This is a genomic window from Formosa sp. Hel3_A1_48, assembly GCF_001735715.1.
Classification (GTDB): domain Bacteria; phylum Bacteroidota; class Bacteroidia; order Flavobacteriales; family Flavobacteriaceae; genus UBA3537.
The window spans coordinates 495403-522168 of sequence record NZ_CP017259.1 but is presented as its reverse complement, the minus strand read 5'-3'; the positions used below and the strand labels follow the sequence as shown (position 1 = coordinate 522168).

The following is a 26766-nucleotide window of genomic DNA, read 5'->3' as shown; positions in this document are numbered from 1 at the left end:
TGCTAAATCTTTTGATAGTTGCAAATCAGAGTTTCAGTGGCCTTGCCAAATTTTAATTTTCTTCAAACTATTTTTACTCCCGCCATTACAGTTCAATTGGGTTTCGAGCTTTAGCTGCTCAACAAAAAAATTGTTCATAAATCCTAGCTAAAACCATGCTCATAATTTTAAAATAATACTATATTTAAAATTCTATTTGAAGCACAAATTTCTGCATGTATTTAATCTTTGATACCGAAACCACAGGCCTTCCCAAACGTTGGAAAGCACCCATCACGGATAGCGATAATTGGCCGCGTTGTGTTCAAATAGCATGGCAATTGCACGACGCTATGGGCCACTGTGTCGAACATCAAGACTATCTTATCCTTCCGGATGGGTTCAACATCCCATACGATGCAGAGCAAATTCATGGAATTTCTACAGCATTAGCCAACAAAGAGGGCGAAGCTTTGGCTGTTGTTCTTGAAAAATTTAATACCGCACTGGCCAAAGCTAAATTTGTTGTGGGGCAAAATGTGGGGTTTGACCTCAATATTATGGGCTGCGAATACCACCGCATGCAGGTGGAAACGCCGCTCAACAGCATGCCGGTATTGGACACTTGTACCGAAACCACAGCAAGTCTTTGTCAGTTGCCAGGAGGTCGTGGCGGCAAATTCAAATTGCCTACGCTTACGGAGTTGCACCAAAAATTGTTTGACACGCCCTTTGCGGAAGCACACAATGCCACCGCCGATGTCGAGGCCACCACACGTTGTTTTTTGGAGCTTTTGCGTCAGGGCATCTATACCGCAGACCAGTTGCAAGTTGCCCCCGATTATGTTTCACAATTTCAAGCCCAAAACCCAGATCGTGTTGCGCCGTTGGGGCTCAAGCATATCAATCTAAAAAAATCTGCGGCTAAACTTGTTGAACAAACCAAAAAACAAGAACAAAATGCACCGCCAAGCACTAGCGAAATTTCGACTGAATTGGCTGATGCTCCAGTGGTACACTTACATAACCACTCTCAATTTTCGATTTTACAATCGACCATCAGTATAAAAAAATTAGTAAAAGCTACTGCTGATGCAGCTATGCCAGCAGTTGCGCTTACCGATCACGGAAACATGATGGGGGCCTTTCACTTTGTTAAAGAAATTGGGCTATACAACAAGTCTTTGGCACAACGCAAACAAGAAGCCGAAGCCGCAGGCGAGGTTTTTAATCAAAAGCCCATCAAACCCATTGTGGGCTGTGAATTTTTTGTTTGTGAAGACCACAGCAACAAATCACAAAAAGATAATGGCTATCAAATGGTATTTCTAGCCAAAAACAAAAAGGGTTATCAAAATTTGGTCAAAATGTCTTCCATGGCCTTTACCGATGGCTTTTATTATGTGCCGCGTATCGACCGTAAAATTGTCGAACAATACAAAGATGATTTGATTGTACTTTCAGGTAATTTGTATGGTGAGGTACCGTCCAAAATTCTAAATGTTGGTGAGCATCAAGCCGAAGAAGCGCTGTTGTGGTGGAAAGCACAATTTGGAGCAGATTTTTATATTGAGTTGATGCGTCATGGTCAGCAAGACGAAGACCATGTCAATGCAGTTCTAATCAACTTTGCTGAAAAGCATAAGATTAAACTATTGGCGACAAACAACACTTATTATATTGACCAAACCGAGGCCAATGCCCACGATATTTTGTTGTGTGTAAAAGATGGAGAAAAGCAAGCAACCCCCATTGGACGTGGACGAGGTTACCGTTACGGATTACCCAACCAAGAATATTTTTTCAAATCGCCTGACGAGATGAAACAGCTCTTCAGTGATCTGCCTGAAGCTATTCTCAATATACAGGAAGTAGTGGATAAAGTTGAGTCTTTTGAACTTGCTCGAGAAGTCCTGCTTCCAAAATTTGATATTCCCAAAGAGTTTGAGCATCCTAGTGACGCAGTAGAGGGTACAAATCACGGCGAAAATGCTTACCTCCGTCATTTGTCTTACGAAGGTGCTAAAAAACGCTACGGAACTCTTTCAGATGAAATTAAAGAACGATTAGATTTTGAACTTCAGACGATAGAAAAAACAGGTTATCCTGGCTATTTCTTGATTGTTGAAGACTTTATTCGTGAGGCCCGAAACATGGATGTTTCTGTAGGGCCAGGTCGTGGATCTGCTGCAGGATCAGTAGTGGCCTATTGCCTTTGGATTACTAATATAGATCCCATTAAGTACGACTTGCTTTTTGAGCGTTTTTTGAATCCGGATCGTGTAAGTATGCCCGATATTGATATTGATTTTGATGATGAAGGTCGAGGGCGTGTGATGGATTATGTGATAAACAAATACGGTTCAAATCAGGTTGCACAAATTGTGACTTACGGAACTATGGCTGCAAAGTCATCTATTAGAGACACTGCACGTGTATTGGATTTGCCACTTGGTGATGCTGACCGCATAGCAAAGTTAGTCCCTAATATGTCAAAGCTCAATAAAATTTTTGGTGAGGATGAGAAAGTTCTCAAACAAAAGTTTCGCGCCGAGGATATGGAACTTATCAATCAATTGCTAAATATTTCAGAAGGAGATGATCTTGAAGCGGAAACTGTAAATCAAGCTAAAGTATTGGAGGGGTCGCTTAGAAATACAGGAATTCACGCCTGTGGGGTCATCATTACCCCTGGGGATATCACCAATTATGTACCCATTGCTACGGCAAAAGATTCAGAATTGTATGTCACTCAGTTTGACAATTCGGTTGTAGAAGATGCAGGGCTATTGAAAATGGATTTTTTGGGCTTAAAAACCTTAACGCTCATCAAGGATACTGTCAAAATTGTTAAAGCAAAGCATGACATTGAATTAGATCCTGAAAATTTCCCTTTGGATGATGTGGCGACTTATGAGCTCTTCCAAAGAGGAGAAACTGTAGGTATATTTCAGTACGAATCACCTGGAATGCAGAAACACATGCGCGACCTTAAACCTACAGTGTTTGCTGATTTAATTGCCATGAATGCGCTATATCGCCCAGGACCCTTAGAGTATATTCCTAGTTTTATTCGAAGAAAACACGGCGATGAAGACATCTCATATGATCTTCCTGAGATGGAGGAGTTTTTGAACGAAACTTATGGGATAACTGTATACCAAGAGCAAGTAATGCTACTGTCTCAAAAACTTGCTGATTTCACCAAAGGGGAAGCTGATGTCTTGCGCAAGGCGATGGGAAAAAAACAAAAAGCTGTTCTGGACAAAATGAAACCTAAATTTATTGCACAAGCTAGCGCTAAAGGTTTGGCTGTTGAGAAATTAGAAAAAATTTGGACCGACTGGGAGAAATTTGCTAGCTATGCCTTCAATAAATCACATTCTACATGTTATGCGTGGATTGCATATCAAACAGCTTATCTCAAGGCACACTACCCTGCTGAGTACATGGCAGCAGTTTTGTCTAATAATATGAACGACATTAAGCAAGTGACCTTTTTTATGGAAGAGGCCAAACGTATGAGAATGAATGTCCTTGGGCCTGATGTTAACGAGAGTTATTATAAATTTTCGGTTAACAAGGACAATGCCATTCGCTTTGGTATGGGCGCTATTAAAGGCGTTGGGCATGGTGCTGTAAAAACGATTGTTGATGAACGGAAAAAAGAGGGGGTCTACCGATCAATTTTCGATTTAGCAAAAAGAATTGATTTGCGTGCAGCCAATAAAAAAGCCTTTGAGAACTTGGCAAATGCTGGGGGCTTCGATTGTTTTTCCAATACCCACCGCGCTCAGTATTTTTATGATGAAGGGGATGGGGTTACCTTTTTAGAAAAAACTATAAAATTTGCCAATAAATACCAAGAAAATAAAAACTCTGCGCAAGTTAGTTTATTTGGTGAAGCCAGTGAAGTACAATTCCCTGAGCCAGAATTACCCGCCTGCGAATCATGGGGTACTATGGAAAAATTGGCTCGTGAAAAAGAAGTAGTCGGTATCTATATTTCAGGGCATCCTTTGGATGATTTTCGAATAGAAATGGAAAATTTTTGTAATGGAACTGTAGCTTACTTTCAAAATATGACTCCACTCATCAATAAAGAAATAACCTTTGGAGGTGTTGTGACCGATGTGCAACACAGAGTTAGTAGGCAAGGAAAAGGTTGGGCGAGTTTCACTATTGAAGACTACACCAATAGTCATGAGTTTCGAATTTTTGGTGAAGAATATCTTAAGTTTAGACATTTTCTAATGCTTAACAATTTTGTCTATGTTCGCTCATTTGTTCGCGAAGGTTGGACCAATAGAGAAACTGGTAAAAAAGGCGAACCGCGTTTACAATTCAATAATTTCCAATTGTTGCACGATGTTATGGATGCCTATGCTAAAAAATTATCAATTCAATTGAGTATCAAAGGATTAACCGAGGATAAAATTACAGAAATTCAGGACTTACTCCGCATGCACAAAGGAAAGCATGTCCTTAATTTTGTTGTATATGACGATGAAGAAGAATTAAAAGTAGAATTGAAAAGCAGAAAACAAAAAGTGCAAATTTCTCAAGAACTTTTAAATGAACTTAAGAGTCAGAATATATATTATAAACTGAATTAGTTATATCAACATTACCAATTTAAGCATAAGAAAAACAAATTAAGTATTGGTTCAAGTACTCATTTTTTTAATTAAATTTGTATTTATATATAAATTAAATCTTATGGCATTAGAAATAACAGACGCAAATTTTGAAGAAACAGTTCTTAACAGTAGTAAGCCCGTCATGGTTGATTTTTGGGCAGCTTGGTGTGGCCCTTGCCGCATGGTAGGTCCGATCATTGACGAGATTAGTGCGGAGTATGCAGATAAGGCTGTTGTTGGCAAAGTTGATGTTGATGCAAACCAAGAATTTGCTGCTAAATACGGCGTTAGAAATATCCCTACGGTTTTGGTGTTTCAAAACGGAGAGGTTGTTGGACGCCAGGTAGGCGTAGCCCCAAAAGCAAGTTATACAGATGCAATTGACGCCTTGTTATAAACTTCTTACAAATATTAAATAATAAAAGGTTTGTCCATTTGGCAAACCTTTTTTAGCTTAGAGGGAATGAGTTTTCAACAGCAACAAAAACATACTGCTAAATTTTCAGAGTTTGAACTTCTAGCGCAATCTATTGTAGAGGGTTTTATTTCTGGAATGCATAAAAGTCCATTTCATGGATTTTCGGCAGAATTTGCTGAACACAAAATTTACAACAGCGGTGATAGTACGCGACATATTGATTGGAAACTTTTTGCAAAAACCGATAAATTGTACACTAAGCGCTATGATGAGGAAACTAATATGCGCTGCCATATTATAATTGATCAGAGTTCATCAATGTATTACCCAAATAAAAAGGAGCACCCAAAACTAGTGTACAACAAAGCTGAATTTTCAGCATTAGCGTCTGCTGTTTTATTACAAATTCTCAAAAAACAACGCGATGCTGCTGGACTCAGTCTCTATGATGACAGCCATAGTTTTTATGCTCCCGAAAAAGGGAATGAACGTCATTTTCAAATGCTGCTCAATACTTTGGAAACTCTTGCTTTGTCGAAGCCAAAGGCGTTGAAAACACAAACGTATGAGGTGCTGCACCAAATTGCAGAACAATTGCATCGTCGTTCCATGATTATTCTCTTTACAGATATGTTTCAATCCAGTAGAGACTCAAAAGAATTGTTTGAAGCCTTACGTCATTTGAAGTATAACAAACATGAATTGATACTTTTTCATGTCTACGATAAAAACACAGAATATGATTTTGAGTTTGGTAGCACACCAAAACATTTTGTCGACGTAGAGACTGGAGCTTCTATAGATCTTTTTCCAGAAATTGTTCAAGAGCAATACAAGACTTCAATGTTAGATTATGTGCATGCGCTTAAAGGAAAATGTGATCAATACAATATTAATTATGTCCCTGTTGACATCCGTAGAGGCTTCGAAAAAATCATGCTCACTTTCTTTCAAAAACGCAATAAATTTTTGTAAAAAATAAATCAAAAACATTTGCCGTATTAAAAATGCAATGTATATTTGCATTCGCTTTAAGCAACGGTTTGGTAGTTCAGTTGGTTAGAATACCTGCCTGTCACGCAGGGGGTCGCGGGTTCGAGTCCCGTCCAGACCGCAAAGTTCTTTAAGCAAGACGCAAAAGTTCTTAAACGAGTTGTGTTGAGGTAATCACAAGATTACCCGTGGTTTGTGACAAAACCAGTGAGAAGCTTTCCTGTAAAACGGAGGGCTTTTTTTATGTCTTTTCGTTAACGTTTTTTAACGTGCTTTTTTAATATTCTTTTATTTTCTTTTTGCACCAACGGGTGTTTGCGGTGTCCCCAAACTTTTTCGCGAGCAGCTCGTGCACTTTCTTCTAAATTTACGATGGGTAGTGGATATAGGTCTCCAATAATAACCCCACAAAATTCCTGTTCCATGGCGCTCATTTTCCATGGTTCATGGATGTATTCTTTGGGTACATTACTGAGCTCTGGCACCCATTTTTTTATAAAAATTCCGTGTGGGTCTTGTTCAATAGAGTTTTTTACAGGGTTGTATAGTCGAATGGTATTGATGCCAGTCGTACCGGCCTGCATTTGAAATTGTGGATAATGAATTCCAGGATCGTAATCTATAAATAAGCGTGCCAAATGATATACACCATCGCGCCAATCTTGATCAAGGTTTAGCGTTAAAAACGATACTAAGAGCGCACGCATTCTGAAATTTACCCATCCTGTTTGCTCAAGTGCTCGCATACATGCATCAACTAGCGGGTACCCAGTGATTCCCATTTTCCAAGCCTTTAAATAGGTGGCGTTAGTGTTTCGTTCCAATAACTCATAACCAGCGTTGATGCATTGTGTTTCATAGCTGCATTCCATTTCAAATTTTTGAATAAAATGACAATGCCAATGTAACCTAGTTAACATCGCCGAATACACCCGCTTTCTTTTTTGAGCGTTAGGATGCATATTCACATACTGAAATACTTGCCTTATGCTTAAATTACCCCAACTCAAAAAAGGAGAAAGTCTGCTGCAACTGACTCTGCTTTCAGTGGGTTTAGATATGTTTTTTTGGTAATTGACTCCTCTATCCTCAAGAAATGAACTTAAATAGCGCCAGCCCATGTTTTCACCAGCGGGCTGATATGATTTTGGATAATGGTTTAGTTTTTTTTCAAGTTTTTCAGGGAGAATAAAAGGATGCTCTATATTGATTTTTTTAGTTTTACTATAGGAGTTGTTGATTAGCGGCTTGCCCATAAAATCATTCCATAGTTTTGCCCAATTTGCTCTGTTTTTTAGTCCACGAACAACTCCGTTTTGTTGGGATTCTTGCCATAAAATATTGTATTGCTCACAAAATTTTGAAATACTTTTATCACGTAACCAAGAGCGTTCTGTACCACTTTCGTTATGGCTAAAAATGGTTTGGATATCGAATTTTGTGTATAGAAATTCAAAAATATCTAACGAATTCCCATAAAAAACAGAAACAGATGCATTTGATGATTCTAAGATTTTATTTACCGCTTTTATGGAATGGTAAATAAACTGCAGGTGACGAATACTTGTATCTGGATGCTTTAGTAATTGAATGTCATAGATATAGATTATGAGGAACGGGATTTTTGAGTTTTCTGCATTGAATAAGGGTTCGTGATCTTGTGTGCGCAAATCACGTTTCAACCAAACGATATTAATTTTAGCATTTTTCACCTCACCATTTTTTTGACGTGTAAAAATAAGTAAAGCAGTAGTTTTTAGATTAAATTTTAAGATAGATTTATAAAAAAAAACGCCTCATTTCTGAGACGTTTTGTAGTTGGACCTCAACGATCGTTTTATTCTTCTTCACTTGATGCTTTGGCAATCTCATAAACATAAAACATTTGAATTTTGCCGTCTACGATAAGTGCATCATGAACTTGACCTACTTCGATTGTTTCACCCTCAACAGTCATGCTAACTTCATGTCCAGAAGTTACCCATTCGCGAAGCTTGTCTTTTTGGTTCGTAAACTTATTTGCAATGAAATAATTTGACTTCCATTTTGGATTGGCTGCTTCGAACCAAGTTGCCAAAAATTCAATGTGTGCATCTGTGCCATCAATAATTTCTCCATTAGGACCATAAGCTTTAAAATTTTCAGCATTCATTTCACGAATGGCGTCTAAATCTCTCTCATTGTGGGCCTTGATGTATTTTTCCCAAAGTTCAACAGTTGACAATGCTCCGGCATACAGCGGAAGTTTAGTGCCATCATCAGCAATTTCAAATCCAATTTGACTTTGAGTAGATTCTTGTTTCTGAGTGTTAGTGCACGAAAGTGTAAGTACTGCTAACAAAGTAAGTAAAAGTTGTTTTTTCATTTTAGTGGTTAATTTAAAGTTAGAATATAAATATATGAAAAACCATAAATAAATTTCGTTTTACAACAAAAAAAGCGACTCGTGTAAGTCGCTTTTTTTTTATTTTATTCTAATTTTTATTTTTTATTGAATTCAAAAACTTGACCACCAATATTCAATTCAAAGCCAGAGTTGTCGGAATTGAATTGCATTTCAAGCCCAGCTTCATCAGAAATAAATTTACCCCCACCATCATTGGTCAGCGCTAAGGCTGGTTGCCCTTCTGCTTTTGCTACTAATTCACCACTTTGCTCAGAAATATTAATAACCATTGGAAATGCTGCTGAAGTATAATCACCAAAATAAGGCGTTAAATCTTCTGCATTTTCTGCAGCTATTTCAGGTGTCCAGCGATTGTTACTCGAATCAACATCAGGAAGAACATAATCAGGATCCACGACTACACTTTTAAGTTCTTCTGTTGATTCATATTTGAACGTCCATTTTTTGTTGCGTTTCCATATTTCAACGGGCAGGCTATGTCTTGATTTTGTTCCACTGACGGTGGTAAATTCTAAGATCACTGGCATAGGCATTTGCTGAAGATTTTCTATGGTTACAATTACCCCTTTTGTAGGGTCTCCGTCTTCATATTTTACTCGTTTAATCGCTTGGTCAAGTTTCCAATTGTGAATAAACCATCCACGCCAGAACCAACTCAACTCTTCCCCACTTACGTTTTCTATGGTTCTGAAGAAGTCATCAGGGGTAGGGTGTTTATAAGCCCACCGCTTGATGTACGCGGTAAAGGCTTCATCAAAACGCTCTTTACCCAAAACATGTTCACGGAGCATGACCAATCCAGCACTTGGTTTATAGTAGGCCAAAAGGCCCAAGTTACGTTCTTTTAAATTATCTGGGGGTGTAGCGATAGGTTCCATTCGGTCGTTGACCAACATTCCAGAAAATCGATGCATATTGCGCTTGCGTTCCTTGTATTCGCCGTCATTGAAAGCATCTGTACTTAGTGAGTTAATAAAGGTGTTGAACCCCTCGTCCATCCAAGCATGTAGGCGTTCGTTAGAACCAACAATCATAGGAAACCAAATGTGTCCAAACTCATGGTCGGTTACGCCCCATAATCTTTCGTTTTTACTTTTCCAGCTACAAAATACAATACCTGGATATTCCATGCCCCCTTGATTTCCTGCAACATTTATGGCTGCAGGGTAAGGGTATTCTAGCCATTTTTCGGAATAGTGTTCTATAGACGCTTTGGTATATTCCGTAGAACGTGCCCAAGAATCCATACTGTTGCTTTCTTCTGGGTATACTGAAATAGCCATGGATTTTTTCCCACTAGGAAGGTTTATACGTGCAGCATCCATAATAAACGCTTTTGATGAGGACCATGCAACATCTCTTGAGTTTTCTATTCTAAATTTCCAAGTTAGTCGGTCTTTATCTTGAGGTCTAGAATTTGGATCATTAATTTCATCAACTGATCGAATAAGCACAGTTTCATCGCTTTTTGCTGCTTTTTCTAAACGTTTGAGTTGAGTATCAGTGTACACGTCCTCTGGATTGAGTAACTCACCTGAACAAACGACAAGATGGTCGGCTGGTGAGTTTATATGAACATCAAATGTTCCATATTCTAAATAAAACTCTCCTGCGCCTAGGTAAGGCAATGTGTTCCAGCCTGAAATGTCATCATAAACACACATCCTTGGGTACCATTGTGCCAGATTGAAAATGCGTCCATTTTTCGTTTCCAAAACACCCATTCTATCAGATCCATAATCTGGTGATGTAAAAGAAAAATCAATATTTATATATATTTTACCCCCATTTGCTGCCAATGGTTTTGGCAATAAGATTTTCATTCGAGTGTCATAAATATCATATTTAACATTGACTTGACGACGGGCATCTTTTCGTCTTTTTCTGTCACTGTCATAAAACACGCTAACTTTACCAATGTCATATCCGCCATCAAATTCCTGACCTTTGGCACCATTTCGACTTCCGCTTAGTGGGATAATGGCATTTCCTCTTGAGTCTTTTTTAAATAAGTTTTGATCAACCTGGACCCATAAAAAATCCAACTCATCAGGGCTATTATTGGTGTAGGTAATGACCTCAGATCCAGTGAAATGTTTGTTTTCCTCGTTAAGACTAATGTTGATTTTGTAATCGGCACTGTTCTGCCAATAAGCATGTCCTGGCTTGCCGCTAGCCGATCTAGTTGCTGTTCCGTTTTTGGAGTAAAATCCGTGTCCGAATGCTAGGTTGTAGTCATAAACTGACGCTTCGTCTTGAGCAGTTAGCGATGTAGAGAACAGCATGATGCTGCATATTAGTAGATAAAAATACTTGTTCATAAAAATGATTTTTTAAATAAAATAGAGTGAAAATTAGATGAATTAATTTATATACTTATGAAATATTTGTTAAATAATTCAGCCGTTGAAAAAAACTGTTTTGTGATCCCAAAGAATTGAAATATACAAGCCAAAGTATATGGTAGCGACCAAAAACTTAATAAAAGTTGAGGTTAAAAACCCCAAGAACGATCCAAATGCTGCACGCATAGCTGTTTTTGTGTCTGATTTATTAAGTAATTCTCCGATTAGTGCGCCAACAAAGGGGCCAATTATAATACCTCCTGGGATGGGTGAAAATAATCCAACAAAAAGACCAATGATTGTTCCAATCATCCCTGATTTTGAGCCACCAAACTTTTTTGTGCCCAGAGCAGGGATAAAGTAGTCGAGCACCCATATGATAATGGCAATAATTAGGGTGATGATTAAAAACTTCTTACTCAACTCAATGAGGGGTGAAAAGTAAAGCAAAAGAAATCCAAACCAACTCGTAATTGGGCCAGGAAGTACAGGTAAAAAGCTACCAATAATACCCAAAAGCATGAGTAATAAAGCTATAAGAAGTAGGAAAATATCCATAAAATTAATTTTATAATTAGACGAAATAACGTCTTTTTTGTTACACAAAATTAACACATTATTAAGGATATTTTTAATTTAAAAAATAATCAAATTCATAATTTTGTATTAAAATCTTAAAATGAACGCCCTTTCTGACCTCGTCGCGCTGATTACACTCAACAAAATCAATGAAAATACATTTATAGGCAGCAATTATAGAGCTCCGTGGGGCCGTGTTTTTGGCGGACAAGTTTTAGCCCAATCGCTTCACGCGGCTTACCAAACTGTACCCAACGACCGTTTTGTACATTCCATGCACGCTTACTTTATTTTGGGTGGTGATCTCGATATTCCCATAAAATATGAGGTAGATATAATAAGAGATGGTGGTAGCTTTACCACTCGCAGAGTAGTGGCTTTTCAAAATGAAAAAGCGATTTTCAACATGTCGGCATCGTTTCAAAAGGTCCAAGATGGTGTTCATCATCAAATTGCAATGCCCAATGTTCTTCCTCCTCAAAATCTTATAAAAAGCGAAGAACAGATTGAGAAGTTTAAAACTATTTTACCAACCACCTATAAACGCTACAAAGCATCTTTACCTAAAATATTCCAGTTTAAACCAGTGGATGATATGCTATCTAAGTTGGTAAAGAATAGCCCGCCATTTGATAATATTTGGTTTAAAACGCTAGAGAAAATTGGAGAAAATAAACCTTTGCAGCACCAGCTTTTGGCTTATGCATCAGATTACAATATTCTGCGTCCTGCCTCAATGCCACACCGTGAGGTACTCAACACAAAGGAGGTTTTTTATACAAGTTTAGATCATGCCATATGGTTTCACAGAGATTTTGACTTGAGTCAATGGCTTTTGTATTCTATTGATAGCCCCAGCGCCTCAAATTCTAGGGGGTTTTCAAGGGGTAGTATTTTTGATCAAAATGGATCACTAGTTGCTTCCGTAGCTCAAGAAGGTTTGATGCGTGTTATCGGTGAGCGCAAAAAGGATATAGACTAATATTCCCATGTTTTCTAGAGCTGCATCCGCTCTTTAAATTCTTCAACACTGACTGAAGGGTCTGCTACAATTTTTAGGGCTTTATTTACAACAGATTCGGTATCTGTAGTGTAGCCTAGACCAATAGAAATTTTAGTCAATAGCCGCACTTCATCTTCATTCTTGATATGGTCTGCATAGACAATTCGCGTGAGGTCAAATAGACGTTCCAGTCGTTGATCTAATGACGCTGGTGGGTTAATGGGGTGAGCGTTGTAGTTTTTTATTATTTCCGCATAAACAGCGCTGGAAATTTCTAATTTTTGAGCCAAGCGGTCCATAAACTCTTTTTCTTCATCAGTAATGATACCGTCACCCATTGCAATTCTTATGATGGATGCAAAATGGTCTTGATTGCGTTTTTTAAATCCACTGCTAAATAATTCTGAAAAGTTCATATTTAATTTTTTGTAGAACACAAACGTACATATTTTTTCAATATTTAACACAATATTTTGAGTTTTCAAGTTAAATCATCCCTTGTGCTCAGTCTAAATATTTTATATTTGCGCAAATTATTTTTAATTGAGTAAACAACAGCTTTCTCAAAAATTTGCACAGTCTTTGGTCCTTCAAAAACTGAGCGAGCGTATGTCTGTTGATCAACAAAAAACTCAGCTTAAAGGCATTGTTGGCTCTGCGCTATCATTTAATTTGGCTGCTTCTTTTCAACAGCATCAAAAGCCATTCTTAGTGGTTTTTGAGTCTAAAGAAAAAGCGGCATTTCACCTAAATGATCTTGAGTTGATTTTGCCCGCAGATGATGTACTCTTTTATCCTGGAAGTTATCGTAGGCCCTACGAAATTGAAGAGACAGACAATGCAAATGTTTTGCTTCGTGCTGAGGTCCTCAATAGAATAAACAGCAGAAAAAAACCGGTTTTACTGGTAACCTACCACGAGGCTCTTTTTGAAAAAGTACTGTCCAAAAAAGAATTGAATAGAAATACTTTTAAAATTAAATCAGGTGATGAGTTGAGTATTGAATTCATTAATACTATTTTGTTTGAGTACCACTTTAAGCGGGTTGATTTTGTAACTGAACCCGGGGAATTTTCTGTGCGCGGTGGAATTGTTGACGTGTTTTCATTTGCACACGATACCCCCTACCGAATTGAGTTTTTTGGCGATGATGTTGATAGTATACGAACATTTGATATTGCATCACAACTTTCATTAAATACGCATACATCACTTCAAATTATTCCCAATATAGAGCACAAGCATCAAGACGAAAATCGGATTGGCTTTTTGGATTATATTTCAAAGGATACCATATTGTTTACTTCAGCTTTGCCCGAACTTCTAGTCGTAATGGACCAACTGTTTGATAAAGCGACTTCAGCTTTTGAAAAGAAAGATTCTAGTGTAGCGTTTAGTCACCCTTCTGATTTATTTTGTTCCTCAGTTGATTTTGAAGCTAAGTTGTCCGATTTTTCTGTTGTCGAGTTTGGTTCCGACGTTCTTTTTTCGGTTTCTCCGGATTCATTAATACATTTCAATTGTAGCCCTCAGCCTTCGTTTAATAAACAGTTCAATATGTTGATTCAAGATTTGAATCAGCAGCATAACGAAGGATACAACACTATAATATGTTGTGCAAATTCCCAGCAAGCTCAGCGTTTTCATGACATATTTGAAGACCAAGAATCTGTTGTTCATTACAACACTATAGTTCTTTCGTTGTATCAAGGCTTTATCGATCATGATAACAAAATTGTGTGTTACACCGATCATCAAATCTTTGAGCGCTATCATAAATTTCAATTAAAAAACGGATTTTCCAAAAAACAAGCCATCACTTTACGTGATTTAAACAGCCTGGAGGTGGGCGATTATGTTACCCACATTGATCATGGAATTGGGAAATTTGGTGGACTCAAAAAAATTGATGTTAATGGAAAGCTTCAGGAAGCAATAAAGTTGTATTATGGCGAACGAGATGTATTGTATTTGAGTATCCATTCGTTGCACAAAATCACCAAATTTAATGGTAAAGATGGAAAGCCCCCCAAGATTTATAAACTTGGCAGTAAGGCCTGGAAAGTACTCAAACAAAAAACAAAATCACGAGTTAAAGACATTGCGTTCAACCTGATTCAGCTGTATGCTAAGCGCAAACTCCAAAAAGGGTTCCAATACCGTTCAGATTCTGCTATGCAGCTGGAGCTGGAGTCGTCCTTTGTATATGAAGATACCCCTGATCAAATAACGGCTACGGCCGACATCAAAAGAGACATGGAAAGCGAAAGGCCAATGGATCGCTTGGTTTGTGGGGATGTTGGTTTTGGTAAGACTGAAGTGGCTATTCGTGCTGCATTTAAAGCTGTGGATAACGGAAAGCAAGTGGCAGTTTTGGTCCCAACGACAATTTTAGCATTTCAGCATGCCAAAACTTTTAAAAAACGTTTTAAAGAATTTCCTGTTACAGTAGATTATTTAAATCGATTCAAGACTACCAAACAAAAACGTGAAACATTGACACAATTGGCTGATGGCACTTTAGATATTGTGATAGGAACCCATCAATTGGTAAATAAAGCAGTACAATTTAAAGATTTAGGACTTTTAATTGTGGATGAAGAACAAAAATTTGGTGTTGCAGTAAAAGAAAAATTAAAAACATTGAAGGAGAATGTTGATGTCCTTACCTTGACAGCGACCCCCATTCCCAGAACCCTTCAATTTAGCTTGATGGCTGCACGCGATTTATCAGTCATCACAACTCCACCCCCAAATCGTTTTCCAATTGAGAGTCAGGTTATTCGCTTAAATGAGGCCATAATTCGAGATGCTATTAGTTATGAAATTCAACGTGCTGGACAAGTATTTTTTATTCATAACAGAATAGAAAATATTAAAGAGGTAGCGGGGATGCTTCAACGACTAGTTCCTGATGCAAAAATCGCTGTTGGACATGGGCAACTAGACGGTAAAAAACTAGAACAACTCATGCTTGATTTTATGGATGGTGCTTTTGATGTTTTGGTCAGTACGACCATAGTAGAAAGTGGACTAGATGTTCCTAATGCCAATACCATTTTCATCAATAATGCTAATAATTTTGGCCTTAGTGATTTGCACCAAATGCGTGGTCGTGTGGGACGTAGTAATAAAAAAGCATTTTGTTATTTCATCACTCCGGATTACCATGCCATGACTAACGATGCGCGTAAGCGTATTAGTGCTTTAGAACAATATACGGCCTTAGGGAGCGGATTTAATATTGCGATGAAAGATCTTGAAATTCGTGGAGCAGGAGACTTATTGGGTGGAGAACAAAGTGGCTTTATTAACGACATTGGCTTTGAGACGTATCAGAAAATTTTAAATGAGGCCATTGATGAGCTAAAGGAAAACGAATTTGAGCACCTATTCAAGACCGATCAACTTACCAAATCGTATGTCAAAGAATTGACTATAGACACAGATTTCTCGCTATTGTTTCCAGATGATTATGTGAATAATGTTACTGAACGTTTGAGGTTATATACAACTCTAAATAATTTAAAAACCGATAAGCAATTGACTGCATTTGAGCGGGAAGTTATAGACCGATTTGGGCCTTTACCAACAGCAGTAATTGATCTTTTTGACAGCGTAAAAATGAAATGGATTGGAATGCAATTTGGGTTGGAAAAGATTTTGATGAAACAACACAAAATGGTAGGCTACTTTGTTCCTGATCAAAGCAGTGGATTTTTTGATTCTGTACAATTTTCGAAAATTCTGAACTATGTTCAAAATAATTCCAAATCCTGCACTTTGAAAGAGAAACAAACTCGTGGTGGTTTACGCCTTTTGCTTACATTTAGCAATGTCAAGTCCGTTCAACAAGGGTTGACTTATTTGCGCAGTATCGCGAGTTGATCGTTGAATATTTTATCTAAAAGTGATAAAAAGCATTCTCAATATGTTCAACTTCAAATCCTTCCTTTGTTTTCACTATGCTGATGATGTCAAAGCGCACTTCTACCTCTAAATTATTCTGTCTAATGTAGTAGTCAAGTGCTTCAACTATTCTTTGTTGTTGTTTATATTTTAAAAATGATGCTGGTGCTCCAAAAAACGAGCTTGATCTTGTTTTTATTTCAACAGCAATAACTAAGTTATTTTGACGTACAATAAGATCTATTTCAGCTTTTCGGTAGCGAAAGTTTTTTTCAAGAATACAGTATTTTTTTTTGATTAAATGTGCTGCGGCTATGGCTTCGCCCTTTTGGCCGAGTTGATAGGATGGGGTCATGAGTGGTTGTGTTATTCAAAAGCGATTTCTGTTTTATTTGGGGTAACATTTAAGGCGATTTTTCGTCCAAAAATTAGTGCGCGATTATCGAGTTCGTGTCCAGCAGGAATCCCAAAGGCAATGGGGAATTTATATTCTTTTAAAGCATCAATAATAAGTTGTTCTACACTACTGCCCCAAGCCATTGGATTAGCTTTTATTTTGCTTAAATCTCCTACAATAACCCCAGAGCATTCTTCGAAATAACCAGCGCGTTTCAAGCTTTGGAGCATACGGTCTATATGGTACTTATACTCTCCGGTTTCTTCAATAAACAAGATTGTTCCTTTGGTGTTTAGCTGTGTAGTACTTCCCAATTGTGCTGACAAAAGCGTTAGGTTTCCGCCTGTTAAGACACCATTAGCTTTACCGATTCGGTTGTTGCTATTGACCGCAATAGTATATTTTGACAAATCTCCAAAAAGACTTGCTTTTAAAGACTCAAGCGATGGCGTTATGGACTCGTAATCTTCTTCTGCATTGACAGGCATCATTCCATGAATGCTTTCATAGCCAAGTCCATATAGTTTATTGTGTATGGCTGTAATATCTGAATAACCAATGATCCATTTTGGAGCTTTTTTAAAGCGATCAAAATTCAAATCATCAATGATACGGGTAGTTCCATACCCTCCTCTTGCACACCAGATCGCCTTGATTTCGGCGCTATCCAAAGCCCATTGAAAGTCGCTTAATCGTTCACTGTCTTTTCCTGCAAAATGATTATTCTGGACAAATAAATGTTGCCCTAGAATGGGCACCAATTCCCATTCTTTAAGCAATGATTCAGCTTTTTCAATAGCTTTATGGCGACCTTGTAGGGTACCTGCTGGAGCCACTATGGCAACCCGATCTCCTTTTTTTAAATAGTCAGGTTTAATGAAGTTGATGTTTGGAGTTGATGATTGATTTTGAGTTGTCATAGTCGGAGTTTTACTGTATGTACAGCTGGTCAAAAGCACGAACCATATTAGTGTTTTAAAAGACATTTTTAAGGGCTTTTCGTAAAGATATAAAAATCTCTATTGTTCCGTTTTAGATTGCTGCTTTATTTGTGTACTTTTGTCTTTACAATCTGAAAAAATGTCTAAACGTTTTACCCTAACCGCAGCCTTACCGTACACCAACGGCCCTATCCATATAGGCCACTTAGCCGGCGTTTATGTGCCAGCAGACATCTATGCCCGCTATTTGCGTTTACAAGGGCACGATGTTGCCTTTATTTGTGGTAGTGATGAACATGGTGTACCGATAACCATAAAAGCTAAAAAGGAAGGGATCAGTCCACAAGATGTGGTGGACCGATACCATAAAATCATAGAAAATTCGTTCAAAGAATTTGGGATTTCTTTTGACAATTACTCTCGTACATCATCTAAAATTCACCACGAAACAGCCTCGGATTTTTTTAACACCTTACATGATAAAGGCGCATTTTTAGAAGAAACAACAGATCAACTCTACGACGCAGAAGCGCAACAATTTCTGGCCGATCGATTTGTTTTAGGGACTTGTCCAAAATGTGGTTTTACAGAAAGCTATGGGGATCAATGTGAAGCTTGTGGGACAAGTCATAACGCAACAGATTTGATTGAACCTAAGTCAGCTATTTCGGGAAATGTTCCTGTATTAAAGTCTACTAAACATTGGTATCTGCCTCTTGATCAACACCAAGAGTTTTTACAATCGTGGATAGGTACCGAACATAAACATGATTGGAAATCCAATGTATATGGACAATGTATGTCTTGGATCAATGATGGTCTGCGTCCTCGTGCGGTTACACGTGATTTGGATTGGGGGATTCCTGTACCGGTTGAGGGTGCTGATGGAAAAGTATTGTATGTATGGTTTGATGCGCCAATTGGATATATTTCTTCTACCAAAGAATGGGCTCGTGCAAATGGAAAAGATTGGGAACCTTATTGGAAAGACGAGGAAACTACTTTGTTGCATTTTATTGGAAAAGATAATATTGTTTTTCATTGTATCATTTTTCCGGCAATGCTCAAAGCAGAAGGAAGTTATATTTTGCCCAAGAATGTGCCTGCAAATGAGTTTTTAAATTTAGAGGGTCAAAAATTGTCAACCTCAAAAAATTGGGCTGTTTGGTTGCCTGACTACCTTAAGGCATTTCCCGATCAGCAGGATGTTTTGCGTTATGTGCTTACAGCAACAGCGCCTGAAACAAAAGACAACGATTTTACATGGAAAGATTTTCAAGCACGAAACAATAATGAATTAGTAGCTGTATACGGAAACTTTATCAATAGAGTTTTGGTGTTAACACACAAGTATTACAGCGGTAAAGTTCCTCAATTAAAAGAGCTTACTGGTGCAGACAAGGACGTACTAGGCGAACTTTCAACAACGCCAAAAGAAATTCAACAATCTCTTGAGCGCTTTCGCTTTCGCGAGGCGAGTCAAATCTTGATGAACTTAGCGCGCAGTGGGAATAAGTATTTGGCTGATGAAGAACCTTGGAAAGTCATAAAAACCAATCCTGAGCGTGTTCAAACTATAATGTATACTGCGCTTCAAATTGCTTCAGGTCTTTCAGTTTTATCTGAGCCGTTTTTGCCTCACACCGCAGAAAAACTCCAGAAAATGTTACGATTGGATCCAATTCCTAGTTGGAAAGATGTTAGACAAGGCCACACTTTATTGGCATCAGGTCATTGTATTGGAAAGCCGTCTTTGTTATTTACTAAAATAGAAGATCCTGAAATTGAGGAACAACTCGATTTGCTCAAAGCAAGCAAGAAATCCAATGCTGTAAAAAATACAACAGCAGTTCAAAAAACAAGCATTCCTTTTGGAGACTTTTCGAAAATGGATCTAAGGGTAGGGACCATCCTAACAGCAAAGAAAATGCCGAAAACCAAAAAGCTTTTGGTTCTTGAAGTTGATACAGGAGCAGAAGTTCGAACTATAGTATCGGGAATAGCTGAGGCCTATGCTCCAGAAGCTGTTGTTGGTAAAAAAGTCACCGTACTTTGTAATTTGAAGCCACGCGATTTACGTGGCGTTGAAAGTCAAGGAATGATTTTGATGGCTAAATCAGATGATGGACAACTTGTTTTTATTCAACCAGATATCACTCATCACACTGTAAGTGGAGTCAGCATTTGTTGAGCCATAATTTTCCATCTGAATTAACTTAATTTACCGCTTTCATTTATTTATATACGTGTCTAATTGAGTAGTATTTTCATTGTTTTTTGAATTAGCTATAACCACTTTGCTTAGTCTAAGTTATTGAAATTGACGTTTTTGTGCTTTTTTTGTTCATTTTGATTGTATTAAACAACACTAAAACGTTAAAAAACTAGATTTAGTTTTACCACTTATGACGTAAATCTACCCATTTATTACGTCAATTAGCCGTTTGTTACATGACAGTTTTTTTTTAAACACTTGTGCTCGTACTTTGCCCTAAGACTGGCTGCACTATGTAGTTTTAATAAAATTTGAATTCATTTTTCACATGAAACAACCCCTAAATTATAATGAACATGAAAAAACTTATACTATTAACATTAACATTTTGTTATTCAATAAATAGTTTTTCGCAAGTAGGTATTGGAACAGCAGAGCCGAACGCGTCTTCACAATTAGAAGTAAAAGCCGATGATAAGGGTGTTTTACTTCCTCAAGTAGCATTACAAAGCACAACGGATAACAACACCATTTCTAATGGTAATGTCGTTAGTCTTTTGGTTTACAATACAAATAATTCAGATGATTTAAAAGCCGGGTATTATTTTTGGGATGGTTCTAAATGGATGTCTTTGGGAAGTCAAAGTTCTGTAAGTATTGATGGAGGAACAGGTGCACCAGACGACGACAACCCCGCTAATCCTCAAGGTGGAGATATTTATGTTGATAATGAAACAGGAGATATTTATACGCATAACGGGGACGAATGGGTGCAGGCAGGCAGTGGGAGTGGCTCTACCACTACACCTGGAGCAGGTAGTCCTAATGAAGATGCCAATGGCCCAAGTGATCCACAGGCTAACTATATTCCTTAAGCTATAAAATTTTTGTTTGGTACTCATACAGCAATAGGATATTAAGGATTATAATAGTCTTAATTATTAATTTCATTGAAAAAATCAACTTTAATTTTAAGACCCCATAATATTTAGGGGTATAAATTAATTATTTAGCAAAAATTAAATAAATACCATTATTTTTTAGGGGTGTATATTTCAAAAAGTATATTTTTGAAAAAAATTAACCAAATTAGCTATAGTTTATAGTTCTAATTACAACAATTAAAAATTTTATTATGTTACACTCATTATTTACACACATCCCGATGGTTATTCAGGACACTGCAGCCATTGAAGGCGACATGGGGATGTTATGGATGCTATTATCTGGTATATTGGTATTCTTTATGCAGGCAGGTTTTACACTAGTAGAATCTGGAATGACACGTTCGAAAAATGCGGTTAATATCGCAATGAAAAATTTACTCGATATTTGTGTTGGCTCGCTTACTTATTGGTTTGTTGGTTACTCATTAATGTATGGTGATTCATCAAACGGTTGGTTCTTCTGGAGCGGAATTCTACAAGGAGATGGTGCAGATCTTTTCTTCCAGACAATGTTTGCAGCAACAGCTGCTACAATCGTCTCTGGTGCTATTGCCGGTCGAACAAAGTATTCTACCTATGCTATCTTTACTGTGGTTATGACCGCTTTTGTTTATCCAATTGCAGGAGGCTGGGAATGGAACGGTGGATGGTTGAATACAGCATTTGAGGCAGAGTTTATTGACTTTGCAGGGTCTTCTATTGTCCACGGTGTTGGTGGTTTCGCTGCTCTTGTTGCCGCATTCATGGTGGGGCCACGAATTGGAAAGTATGTAGATGGTAAGGTAGTCCCAATCCCTGGGCACAATCAAATTCTAACCACTCTTGGGGTGTTTATTCTTTGGTTAGGTTGGTTTGGATTTAATGGTGGTTCTCAGCTAGCTTGGGGTGGTGATGATGCAATAGGCGCTTCAGCTGTAGTCGTTGTAACAAATTTAGCAGCCGCAGCCGGTGCTCTTGGAGCTCTTATCACTACTTGGATATGGTACGGAAAGCCAAATTTAGCACAAACGCTAAATGGTGCCCTAGCAGGATTGGTTAGTATTACTGCTGGATGTGGTAACATGACAGAAGGCGGTGCAGTTCTTGCAGGACTTATTGGAGGTGTCATAGTTGTATTCTCTATAGAATTTATCGAGAAAAAACTAAAAATTGATGACGCTATTGGTGCGGCATCTGTTCATGGTGTAGCAGGATTCTGGGGAACAATAGTTATTGGTCTTTGGGGTGTTAGTGGAGAAGAAGCTATAGGTTTGTTTAACGGCGGTGGTTCTGCTCAATTTGTTGCACAATTAGTTGGTGCCTTATCTTACATGTTATGGGCTGTTGTGTTGTCTTTTGTTGTTTTTGGAATTCTAAAAGCTACTATCGGACTGCGTGTAACTGAAGAAGAAGAGATTGCAGGACTGGATGTTTCTGAGCATGGTTCAATTGCATATCCAGGTAAGAGGACTAGAGAGTAATTGTTTTTTTCTACTGAAAACAATAATTTAGTTTTGAATTAGTAGATCAAATGTAGAAACCTTAGACTTTTCTAAGGTTTCTTCATTTTTTTATATTTATTTTGTTTATCCCCATAAAATATAGGGTGTTAATTAAATATTTAATAAATATTTAATTTTAATACCCTTTTTTTGTAGGGTTTATTTACTTTTTAAATACTTTTGAGCATTCAAAACTAAATATACAATTATGAAAAAAGTAGAAGCTATCATTAGAAAATCTAAGTTTTCTTCTGTAAAAAAAGCCCTTCACGATGTCGGCGTTAATTTCTTTTCTTATTGGGATGTTACAGGGCTAGGAAATGAGAAAGAGGGTCATGTTTATCGAGGAGTCGCATACAGTACAAGTGATATTCAACGACGTTTCTTATCCATTGTCGTTAATGATGATTTTTTGGATGTAACGATCAACGCTATTTTAGAATCCGGTGCTACGGGTGATGTAGGGGATGGGAAAATATTTGTAAGTGATATTGCTCAAGCATACCGAATCCGTACCGGTGAAAAAGGCGGAGAAACTTTGAACTAAACTAACCACAACAACTTTAAGAAATAAATTATGGAATTGACAACAAATAATGTATGGATGATGATCTGTACAGCCCTTGTTTTTTTTATGCATACAGGTTTTGCCTTTTTAGAAATTGGTCTAACTCGCAAAAAAAATGCAATCAATATATTATTCAAAAATATTTTTATTATAACTTCTGGCCTTTTGCTTTACGGAATTGTTGGCTTCAATTTAATGTATCCTGGTTTTGCTGAAGGTGCTTTAGGCGTTTTTGGATTTGCTGGTTTTGGATTGGAAGCACCACTTGTAAATGGAGCCTTGGATATGGCTTACAACGAAGGCTACACTTATTGGACAGACTTTTTATTCCAAGGCATGTTTGCTGCCACGGCCGCAACGATTGTTTCTGGGGCTGTAGCTGAGCGTATGAAAATTGGATCATTTATGATTTTTACAGTTATTTATGTTGGGTTTGTTTATCCAATTTTAGGTTCCTGGAAATGGGGTGGTGGATTTTTAGACCAGCTTGACACTCCATTTTATGACTTTGCAGGCTCAACATTGGTACACTCCGTTGGTGGTTGGGCAGCTCTTGTTGCTGTAATCTTACTAGGAGCACGTATTGGAAAAATCAAAGACGGGAAAGTTCAAGCTATCCCTGGGCATAATATCCCCTTAGCAACAGCAGGTGTTTTGATTCTTTGGTTGGGATGGTTTGGTTTTAATGGAGGTTCAGTTCTTTCTGCCGATCCAGAGTTAACCTCTCTTACTTTAGTTACAACTTGTATTGCTGCAGCTGCAGGTGGTGTATTTGCTGCTATTGCTTCGACAGTAGTATTTAAAAATTTAGATTTAACCATGTTTCTAAATGGAATATTAGGTGGTCTTGTTGGTATAACAGCAGGTGCTGATCAAATGAGTCCAACAGATGCAGTTTGGATTGGTGCAATAGCCGGACTGTTAATTGTTACAGCGGTATCGCTAATTGATCGACTTAGGTTAGATGACCCTGTTGGCGCAATAGCAGTTCATTTGGTATGTGGTATTTGGGGTACTTTAGCCGTTGGTATTTTCGGTGCACTCGCTTCTACTGAACAATTGGTGAGCCAGTTGGTTGGCGTTTCAGCTTATGCGCTTGCCTGTATTCTATCGTCGATTATTATAATTGGCGGATTAAAATTAACGTTAGGAATCCGTGTAAGTGAAAAAGAAGAAATTCAAGGACTTGATATTCACGAACATGGAATGAGCGCCTATTCAGAATAGTATTTTTGTTAATAAATTTGTATTTTTGGTCCTTAGTCTGATTCTTAGACTAAGGACTTTTTTCAAATCCAAAACAGAACATGGCAAGTAAAATAACTTTAAAAGAATTAGCCTCAATTCTTGGTGTATCAATTTCAACCATATCAAAGGCGCTTAACGATAGCCATGAAATTAGTGATGCGACCAAAAAGCGCATTGTGGAGTTGGCAAAATTACACAACTACCGACCCAATAAAATTGCTCTGGGACTGAAATCTGGCCGAACAAACACCATTGCTGTGGTAATACCTTCTGTCCAAAATAGTTTTTTTGCCCGTGCTCTGTACGGCATTGAGAGTGTAATCTCTCAAACAAAATACAGCACAATCGTTTGTCTGACTAAAGAATCTCACGATAAAGAAGTGGATAACTTTGATATGTTGAGTAATGGTGTTGTTGATGGATTTATTGTTGCAGTTTCTGAGGAAACACAAACACTTGAAGATTTTAGTCATTTTGAAGATGCTATAAATGATGAAAAGTCATTAGTTATGTTCGATCGTGTTATCGACTCTATTCCTTGTACAAAAGTCACTACAAATGATCATACCGCAATTTCAGAAGCTACTCAAGGTTTGATTAAGGCCAATAGAAAAAATATTATTTTATTGTCAGCGATAAACAATCTCAATGTAGGAAAACAACGAACAAAAGGCTATCAAAAGGCCATGGCTGATGCAGGCTTAACGCCTATTGTTTTGACATCTGACCGGGACGGGGTTGCAAATACCCTAAAGGAATATATCAAAAACAATCCGCTCGACGCCGTCATTGCGCTAGATACAGATGCTTCCTTTGCATCTTACAAAGTCGCACGTGATCTGGATAAAAAAATCCCTCAAGATATGGCAGTTATTGGTTATGTTAGTGAACGTATGGCCCCTTATCTAGCGCCAGAATTAACAACCATTAACCAACACAGTTATACAATGGGGAAAACTGCTGCGACTTTGCTGATTGAACAACTAGAAAATAAATCTAATAATGACCATTCTGTAGTAATAGACTCTACACTTTCTCAGCGTGCATCTTCTTAAAGAATTAATTTTTTATCAGTTTATGAACTGATTTGTCTTGTCTGTTAAATAGGGTTAAAATATACAAGCCACGAGCTAGTCCATTAGTCGTAATAATAGCCTTAGCATTTCTAAAGTTTAATACACCTTTTTTTATAACCTGTCCAGTTTGATTGAGTAACTCAAAATGTGTTTCTAGTTCGGGATACTCACTCGTTACATTGATATCGTCTTGGAAGGGGTTTGGAAAAATAGCCCATTCACCTGTAGTAGGTACTGGTGTATTCAAAGCTTCATTATAACATGATGCGTCAACCTTATGAGAGTTTTTTAGTAGCTCATTGATTTTAGAATCTGTAAAGCTTGAATTAGTCGAGTTATCTAAAAATGTAGCATCTATTTGAGAATCTGAGGCACCTAAAAAGTCTTGAAAAAGAGTGGCAAAGGTTGTGCGATAATCATATTGAACAGATTCAACCTGAAAATTATTGTCTTCAGTAGCTTCAGTCAAATCTACATTTATTCCAGAAATTCCACTTTGAACTGCACGTCCAAAAACAAACATCGGAGCAACTTCTCCGTGGTCTGTTCCTAAACTTCCATTTTCTTTGGCTTTTCTACCAAATTCAGAAAAAGTTAGACCAATAACATCTTCCCCGATAGAATCAGCATTAATATCTAGCATGAAAGCCGACACTGCTTCAGACAATTCACTTAATAGATTGTTGTGCTTTCCTAAAATATCTCCTGATCCTTGATTTTGTGCATTATGAGTATCAAATCCACCTAAAGTAACAAGGTATACTTTAGATTGCATGTTGCCACGAATCAATCGAGCAACAGTTTTGAGTTGGTTTGCTAGATTTGAGTCTGGATAAGTTACTAAATTAGTTCCTGCACTGAACGCGTTTGAAATCGTCTCTGAGTACTGATTGGATAAAGCATCTGTATCAATTATATATTGTAACTCGGTACCATAATCAGAGTTAGGAATATTTGTTGGAGCATCACCAGCTAATCCACTTAAAACAGAATAAAAATTTTCGGCATCTTGTCCATTAATATTAATTGCTAAGCCATGCTCTACGATTCCATGGAAACCAAGATTTAGATTTGGTGAGCCTATTTGTACGCCCAAGGGGAAAGTTGTTGGAATGAATTGGTTGTAGTGTTGTTCCATAAAACGCCCAATCCATCCACTGCTGTTGCCATTGGTCCAGCCGCTACCATCATTTCCCGTAGCATAAATATCTTTTGAAGCAAAGTGACTTTTGTTTTGGTAAGGATATCCTACAGATTGAATAATACGCATTTGATCTTGTGCGAAAAGTGTTTGAAATCCAGAAAGTGCAGGGTGCAAAGCTATATCTTGATTCGTGCCTTGAATACTAGAGTCAATTGCGCTAAGTGGTAAATATTGTGATGAAGGAATGAAAATATTAGGTCTCAAGTTTTGATAATCTGTAAATACATTGATTGGAATAACAGTGTTTAGACCATCGTTACCTCCTGAGAGCTCGATTAGTACAAGTTTGCGGTTTGTAAAATCACAATTGAAAACACTATTGGCCAACTTAAGAGAAGCCTGTACCTGAAATGGCATCAAGCCCATGGCTGAAGCTGTACTGGTAAGTTTTACAAATTGTCTTCTTTTCATTATCA

General features: G+C 37.6%; 19 protein-coding genes and 1 tRNA gene. 12 read left to right on the top strand and 8 right to left on the bottom strand.

Annotated elements, in window-relative coordinates; all coding sequences use genetic code 11:
- Nucleotides 1-215 precede the first annotated feature (215 nt).
- From dnaE to FORMA_RS02290, 4 genes are all read left to right on the top strand, one after another.
- Nucleotides 216-4595, top strand: a complete 4380-nt coding sequence (dnaE, locus tag FORMA_RS02305; RefSeq protein WP_069674137.1) for a DNA polymerase III subunit alpha — start codon at nt 216-218, stop codon at nt 4593-4595.
- Between the two features lie 103 nt (nt 4596-4698).
- On the top strand, nt 4699-5016 hold the full coding sequence (gene trxA / locus FORMA_RS02300) for a thioredoxin (protein WP_069674136.1): 318 nt from the start codon (nt 4699-4701) through the stop codon (nt 5014-5016).
- A gap of 66 nt (nt 5017-5082) precedes the next feature.
- Complete coding sequence (locus FORMA_RS02295) at nt 5083-6012, top strand: DUF58 domain-containing protein (RefSeq protein ID WP_069674135.1); 930 nt, start codon at nt 5083-5085, stop codon at nt 6010-6012.
- 65 nt (nt 6013-6077) lie between these two features.
- A tRNA-Asp gene (locus FORMA_RS02290) sits at nt 6078-6151 on the top strand.
- 133 nt (nt 6152-6284) lie between these two features.
- Here the strand turns inward: FORMA_RS02290 and FORMA_RS02285 are convergent.
- From FORMA_RS02285 to FORMA_RS02270, 4 genes are all read right to left on the bottom strand, one after another.
- Complete coding sequence (locus FORMA_RS02285; protein WP_069674134.1) at nt 6285-7742, bottom strand: cryptochrome/deoxyribodipyrimidine photo-lyase family protein; 1458 nt, start codon at nt 7740-7742, stop codon at nt 6285-6287.
- A gap of 125 nt (nt 7743-7867) precedes the next feature.
- Complete coding sequence (locus FORMA_RS02280) at nt 7868-8395, bottom strand: nuclear transport factor 2 family protein (protein ID WP_069674133.1); 528 nt, start codon at nt 8393-8395, stop codon at nt 7868-7870.
- A gap of 116 nt (nt 8396-8511) precedes the next feature.
- Complete coding sequence (locus FORMA_RS02275) at nt 8512-10758, bottom strand: M1 family metallopeptidase (protein WP_069674132.1); 2247 nt, start codon at nt 10756-10758, stop codon at nt 8512-8514.
- 78 nt (nt 10759-10836) lie between these two features.
- A complete protein-coding gene (locus FORMA_RS02270) occupies nt 10837-11340 on the bottom strand; it encodes a DUF456 domain-containing protein (RefSeq protein WP_069675416.1) in 504 nt (167 codons plus the stop codon).
- Between the two features lie 121 nt (nt 11341-11461).
- Between FORMA_RS02270 and FORMA_RS02265 the strand changes: the two genes are divergently transcribed.
- Nucleotides 11462-12343 (top strand): acyl-CoA thioesterase, encoded by an 882-nt coding sequence (locus FORMA_RS02265; RefSeq protein ID WP_069674131.1) that lies wholly within the window; start codon nt 11462-11464, stop codon nt 12341-12343.
- A gap of 14 nt (nt 12344-12357) precedes the next feature.
- On the opposite strand, the gene FORMA_RS02260 is transcribed toward FORMA_RS02265, so the two are convergent.
- Nucleotides 12358-12780 carry a tellurite resistance TerB family protein gene (locus FORMA_RS02260; RefSeq protein WP_069675415.1) on the bottom strand — a complete coding sequence of 141 codons (423 nt, stop codon included), beginning with the start codon at nt 12778-12780 and terminating at the stop codon, nt 12358-12360.
- A gap of 127 nt (nt 12781-12907) precedes the next feature.
- Between FORMA_RS02260 and mfd the strand changes: the two genes are divergently transcribed.
- A complete protein-coding gene (mfd, locus tag FORMA_RS02255) occupies nt 12908-16252 on the top strand; it encodes a transcription-repair coupling factor (protein ID WP_069674130.1) in 3345 nt (1114 codons plus the stop codon).
- 16 nt (nt 16253-16268) lie between these two features.
- Here mfd and FORMA_RS02250 read toward each other — a convergent pair whose 3' ends face one another.
- The gene (locus FORMA_RS02250) at nt 16269-16628 is read right to left on the bottom strand and encodes a YraN family protein (protein ID WP_069674129.1); all 360 of its coding nucleotides are present in this window, start codon (nt 16626-16628) and stop codon (nt 16269-16271) included.
- An 11-nt stretch (nt 16629-16639) separates the two neighbouring features.
- Complete coding sequence (locus FORMA_RS02245) at nt 16640-17590, bottom strand: S66 peptidase family protein (RefSeq protein ID WP_069674128.1); 951 nt, start codon at nt 17588-17590, stop codon at nt 16640-16642.
- Nucleotides 17591-17750: 160 nt separating this feature from the next.
- On the opposite strand from FORMA_RS02245, the gene metG reads away from it, so the two are divergent.
- The 6 genes from metG to FORMA_RS02215 all read left to right on the top strand — a co-directional run bounded on the left by metG (nt 17751) and on the right by FORMA_RS02215 (nt 25125).
- A complete protein-coding gene (metG, locus tag FORMA_RS02240) occupies nt 17751-19802 on the top strand; it encodes a methionine--tRNA ligase (RefSeq protein ID WP_069674127.1) in 2052 nt (683 codons plus the stop codon).
- 380 nt (nt 19803-20182) lie between these two features.
- Nucleotides 20183-20701: a hypothetical protein gene (locus tag FORMA_RS02235; RefSeq protein ID WP_157506013.1), complete on the top strand. Its 519-nt coding sequence runs from the start codon at nt 20183-20185 to the stop codon at nt 20699-20701.
- Between the two features lie 260 nt (nt 20702-20961).
- Nucleotides 20962-22233, top strand: a complete 1272-nt coding sequence (locus FORMA_RS02230; RefSeq protein ID WP_069674125.1) for an ammonium transporter — start codon at nt 20962-20964, stop codon at nt 22231-22233.
- A 229-nt stretch (nt 22234-22462) separates the two neighbouring features.
- Nucleotides 22463-22801 (top strand): P-II family nitrogen regulator, encoded by a 339-nt coding sequence (locus tag FORMA_RS02225; protein WP_069674124.1) that lies wholly within the window; start codon nt 22463-22465, stop codon nt 22799-22801.
- A gap of 30 nt (nt 22802-22831) precedes the next feature.
- The gene (locus FORMA_RS02220; RefSeq protein WP_069674123.1) at nt 22832-24049 is read left to right on the top strand and encodes an ammonium transporter; all 1218 of its coding nucleotides are present in this window, start codon (nt 22832-22834) and stop codon (nt 24047-24049) included.
- A gap of 80 nt (nt 24050-24129) precedes the next feature.
- Complete coding sequence (locus FORMA_RS02215) at nt 24130-25125, top strand: LacI family DNA-binding transcriptional regulator (RefSeq protein WP_069674122.1); 996 nt, start codon at nt 24130-24132, stop codon at nt 25123-25125.
- Between the two features lie 4 nt (nt 25126-25129).
- Here the strand turns inward: FORMA_RS02215 and FORMA_RS02210 are convergent, their stop codons facing one another.
- Nucleotides 25130-26761: a DUF1501 domain-containing protein gene (locus FORMA_RS02210; RefSeq protein WP_069674121.1), complete on the bottom strand. Its 1632-nt coding sequence runs from the start codon at nt 26759-26761 to the stop codon at nt 25130-25132.
- Between the last annotated feature and the right edge of the window lie 5 nt (nt 26762-26766).

What these genes read in the sequence shown, in the direction of transcription:
- dnaE (WP_069674137.1), top strand. Translation starts at nt 216, where the DNA reads ATGTATTTAATCTTTGATACCGAAACCACAGGCCTTCCCAAACGTTGG.
- trxA (WP_069674136.1), top strand. Translation starts at nt 4,699, where the DNA reads ATGGCATTAGAAATAACAGACGCAAATTTTGAAGAAACAGTTCTTAAC.
- FORMA_RS02295 (WP_069674135.1), top strand. Translation starts at nt 5,083, where the DNA reads ATGAGTTTTCAACAGCAACAAAAACATACTGCTAAATTTTCAGAGTTT.
- FORMA_RS02280 (WP_069674133.1), bottom strand. Translation starts at nt 8,395, where the DNA reads ATGAAAAAACAACTTTTACTTACTTTGTTAGCAGTACTTACACTTTCG.
- FORMA_RS02275 (WP_069674132.1), bottom strand. Translation starts at nt 10,758, where the DNA reads ATGAACAAGTATTTTTATCTACTAATATGCAGCATCATGCTGTTCTCT.
- FORMA_RS02270 (WP_069675416.1), bottom strand. Translation starts at nt 11,340, where the DNA reads ATGGATATTTTCCTACTTCTTATAGCTTTATTACTCATGCTTTTGGGT.
- FORMA_RS02265 (WP_069674131.1), top strand. Translation starts at nt 11,462, where the DNA reads ATGAACGCCCTTTCTGACCTCGTCGCGCTGATTACACTCAACAAAATC.
- FORMA_RS02260 (WP_069675415.1), bottom strand. Translation starts at nt 12,780, where the DNA reads ATGAACTTTTCAGAATTATTTAGCAGTGGATTTAAAAAACGCAATCAA.
- FORMA_RS02250 (WP_069674129.1), bottom strand. Translation starts at nt 16,628, where the DNA reads ATGACCCCATCCTATCAACTCGGCCAAAAGGGCGAAGCCATAGCCGCA.
- FORMA_RS02245 (WP_069674128.1), bottom strand. Translation starts at nt 17,590, where the DNA reads ATGACAACTCAAAATCAATCATCAACTCCAAACATCAACTTCATTAAA.
- metG (WP_069674127.1), top strand. Translation starts at nt 17,751, where the DNA reads ATGTCTAAACGTTTTACCCTAACCGCAGCCTTACCGTACACCAACGGC.
- FORMA_RS02235 (WP_157506013.1), top strand. Translation starts at nt 20,183, where the DNA reads ATGAAAAAACTTATACTATTAACATTAACATTTTGTTATTCAATAAAT.
- FORMA_RS02230 (WP_069674125.1), top strand. Translation starts at nt 20,962, where the DNA reads ATGTTACACTCATTATTTACACACATCCCGATGGTTATTCAGGACACT.
- FORMA_RS02225 (WP_069674124.1), top strand. Translation starts at nt 22,463, where the DNA reads ATGAAAAAAGTAGAAGCTATCATTAGAAAATCTAAGTTTTCTTCTGTA.
- FORMA_RS02220 (WP_069674123.1), top strand. Translation starts at nt 22,832, where the DNA reads ATGGAATTGACAACAAATAATGTATGGATGATGATCTGTACAGCCCTT.
- FORMA_RS02215 (WP_069674122.1), top strand. Translation starts at nt 24,130, where the DNA reads ATGGCAAGTAAAATAACTTTAAAAGAATTAGCCTCAATTCTTGGTGTA.
- FORMA_RS02210 (WP_069674121.1), bottom strand. Translation starts at nt 26,761, where the DNA reads ATGAAAAGAAGACAATTTGTAAAACTTACCAGTACAGCTTCAGCCATG.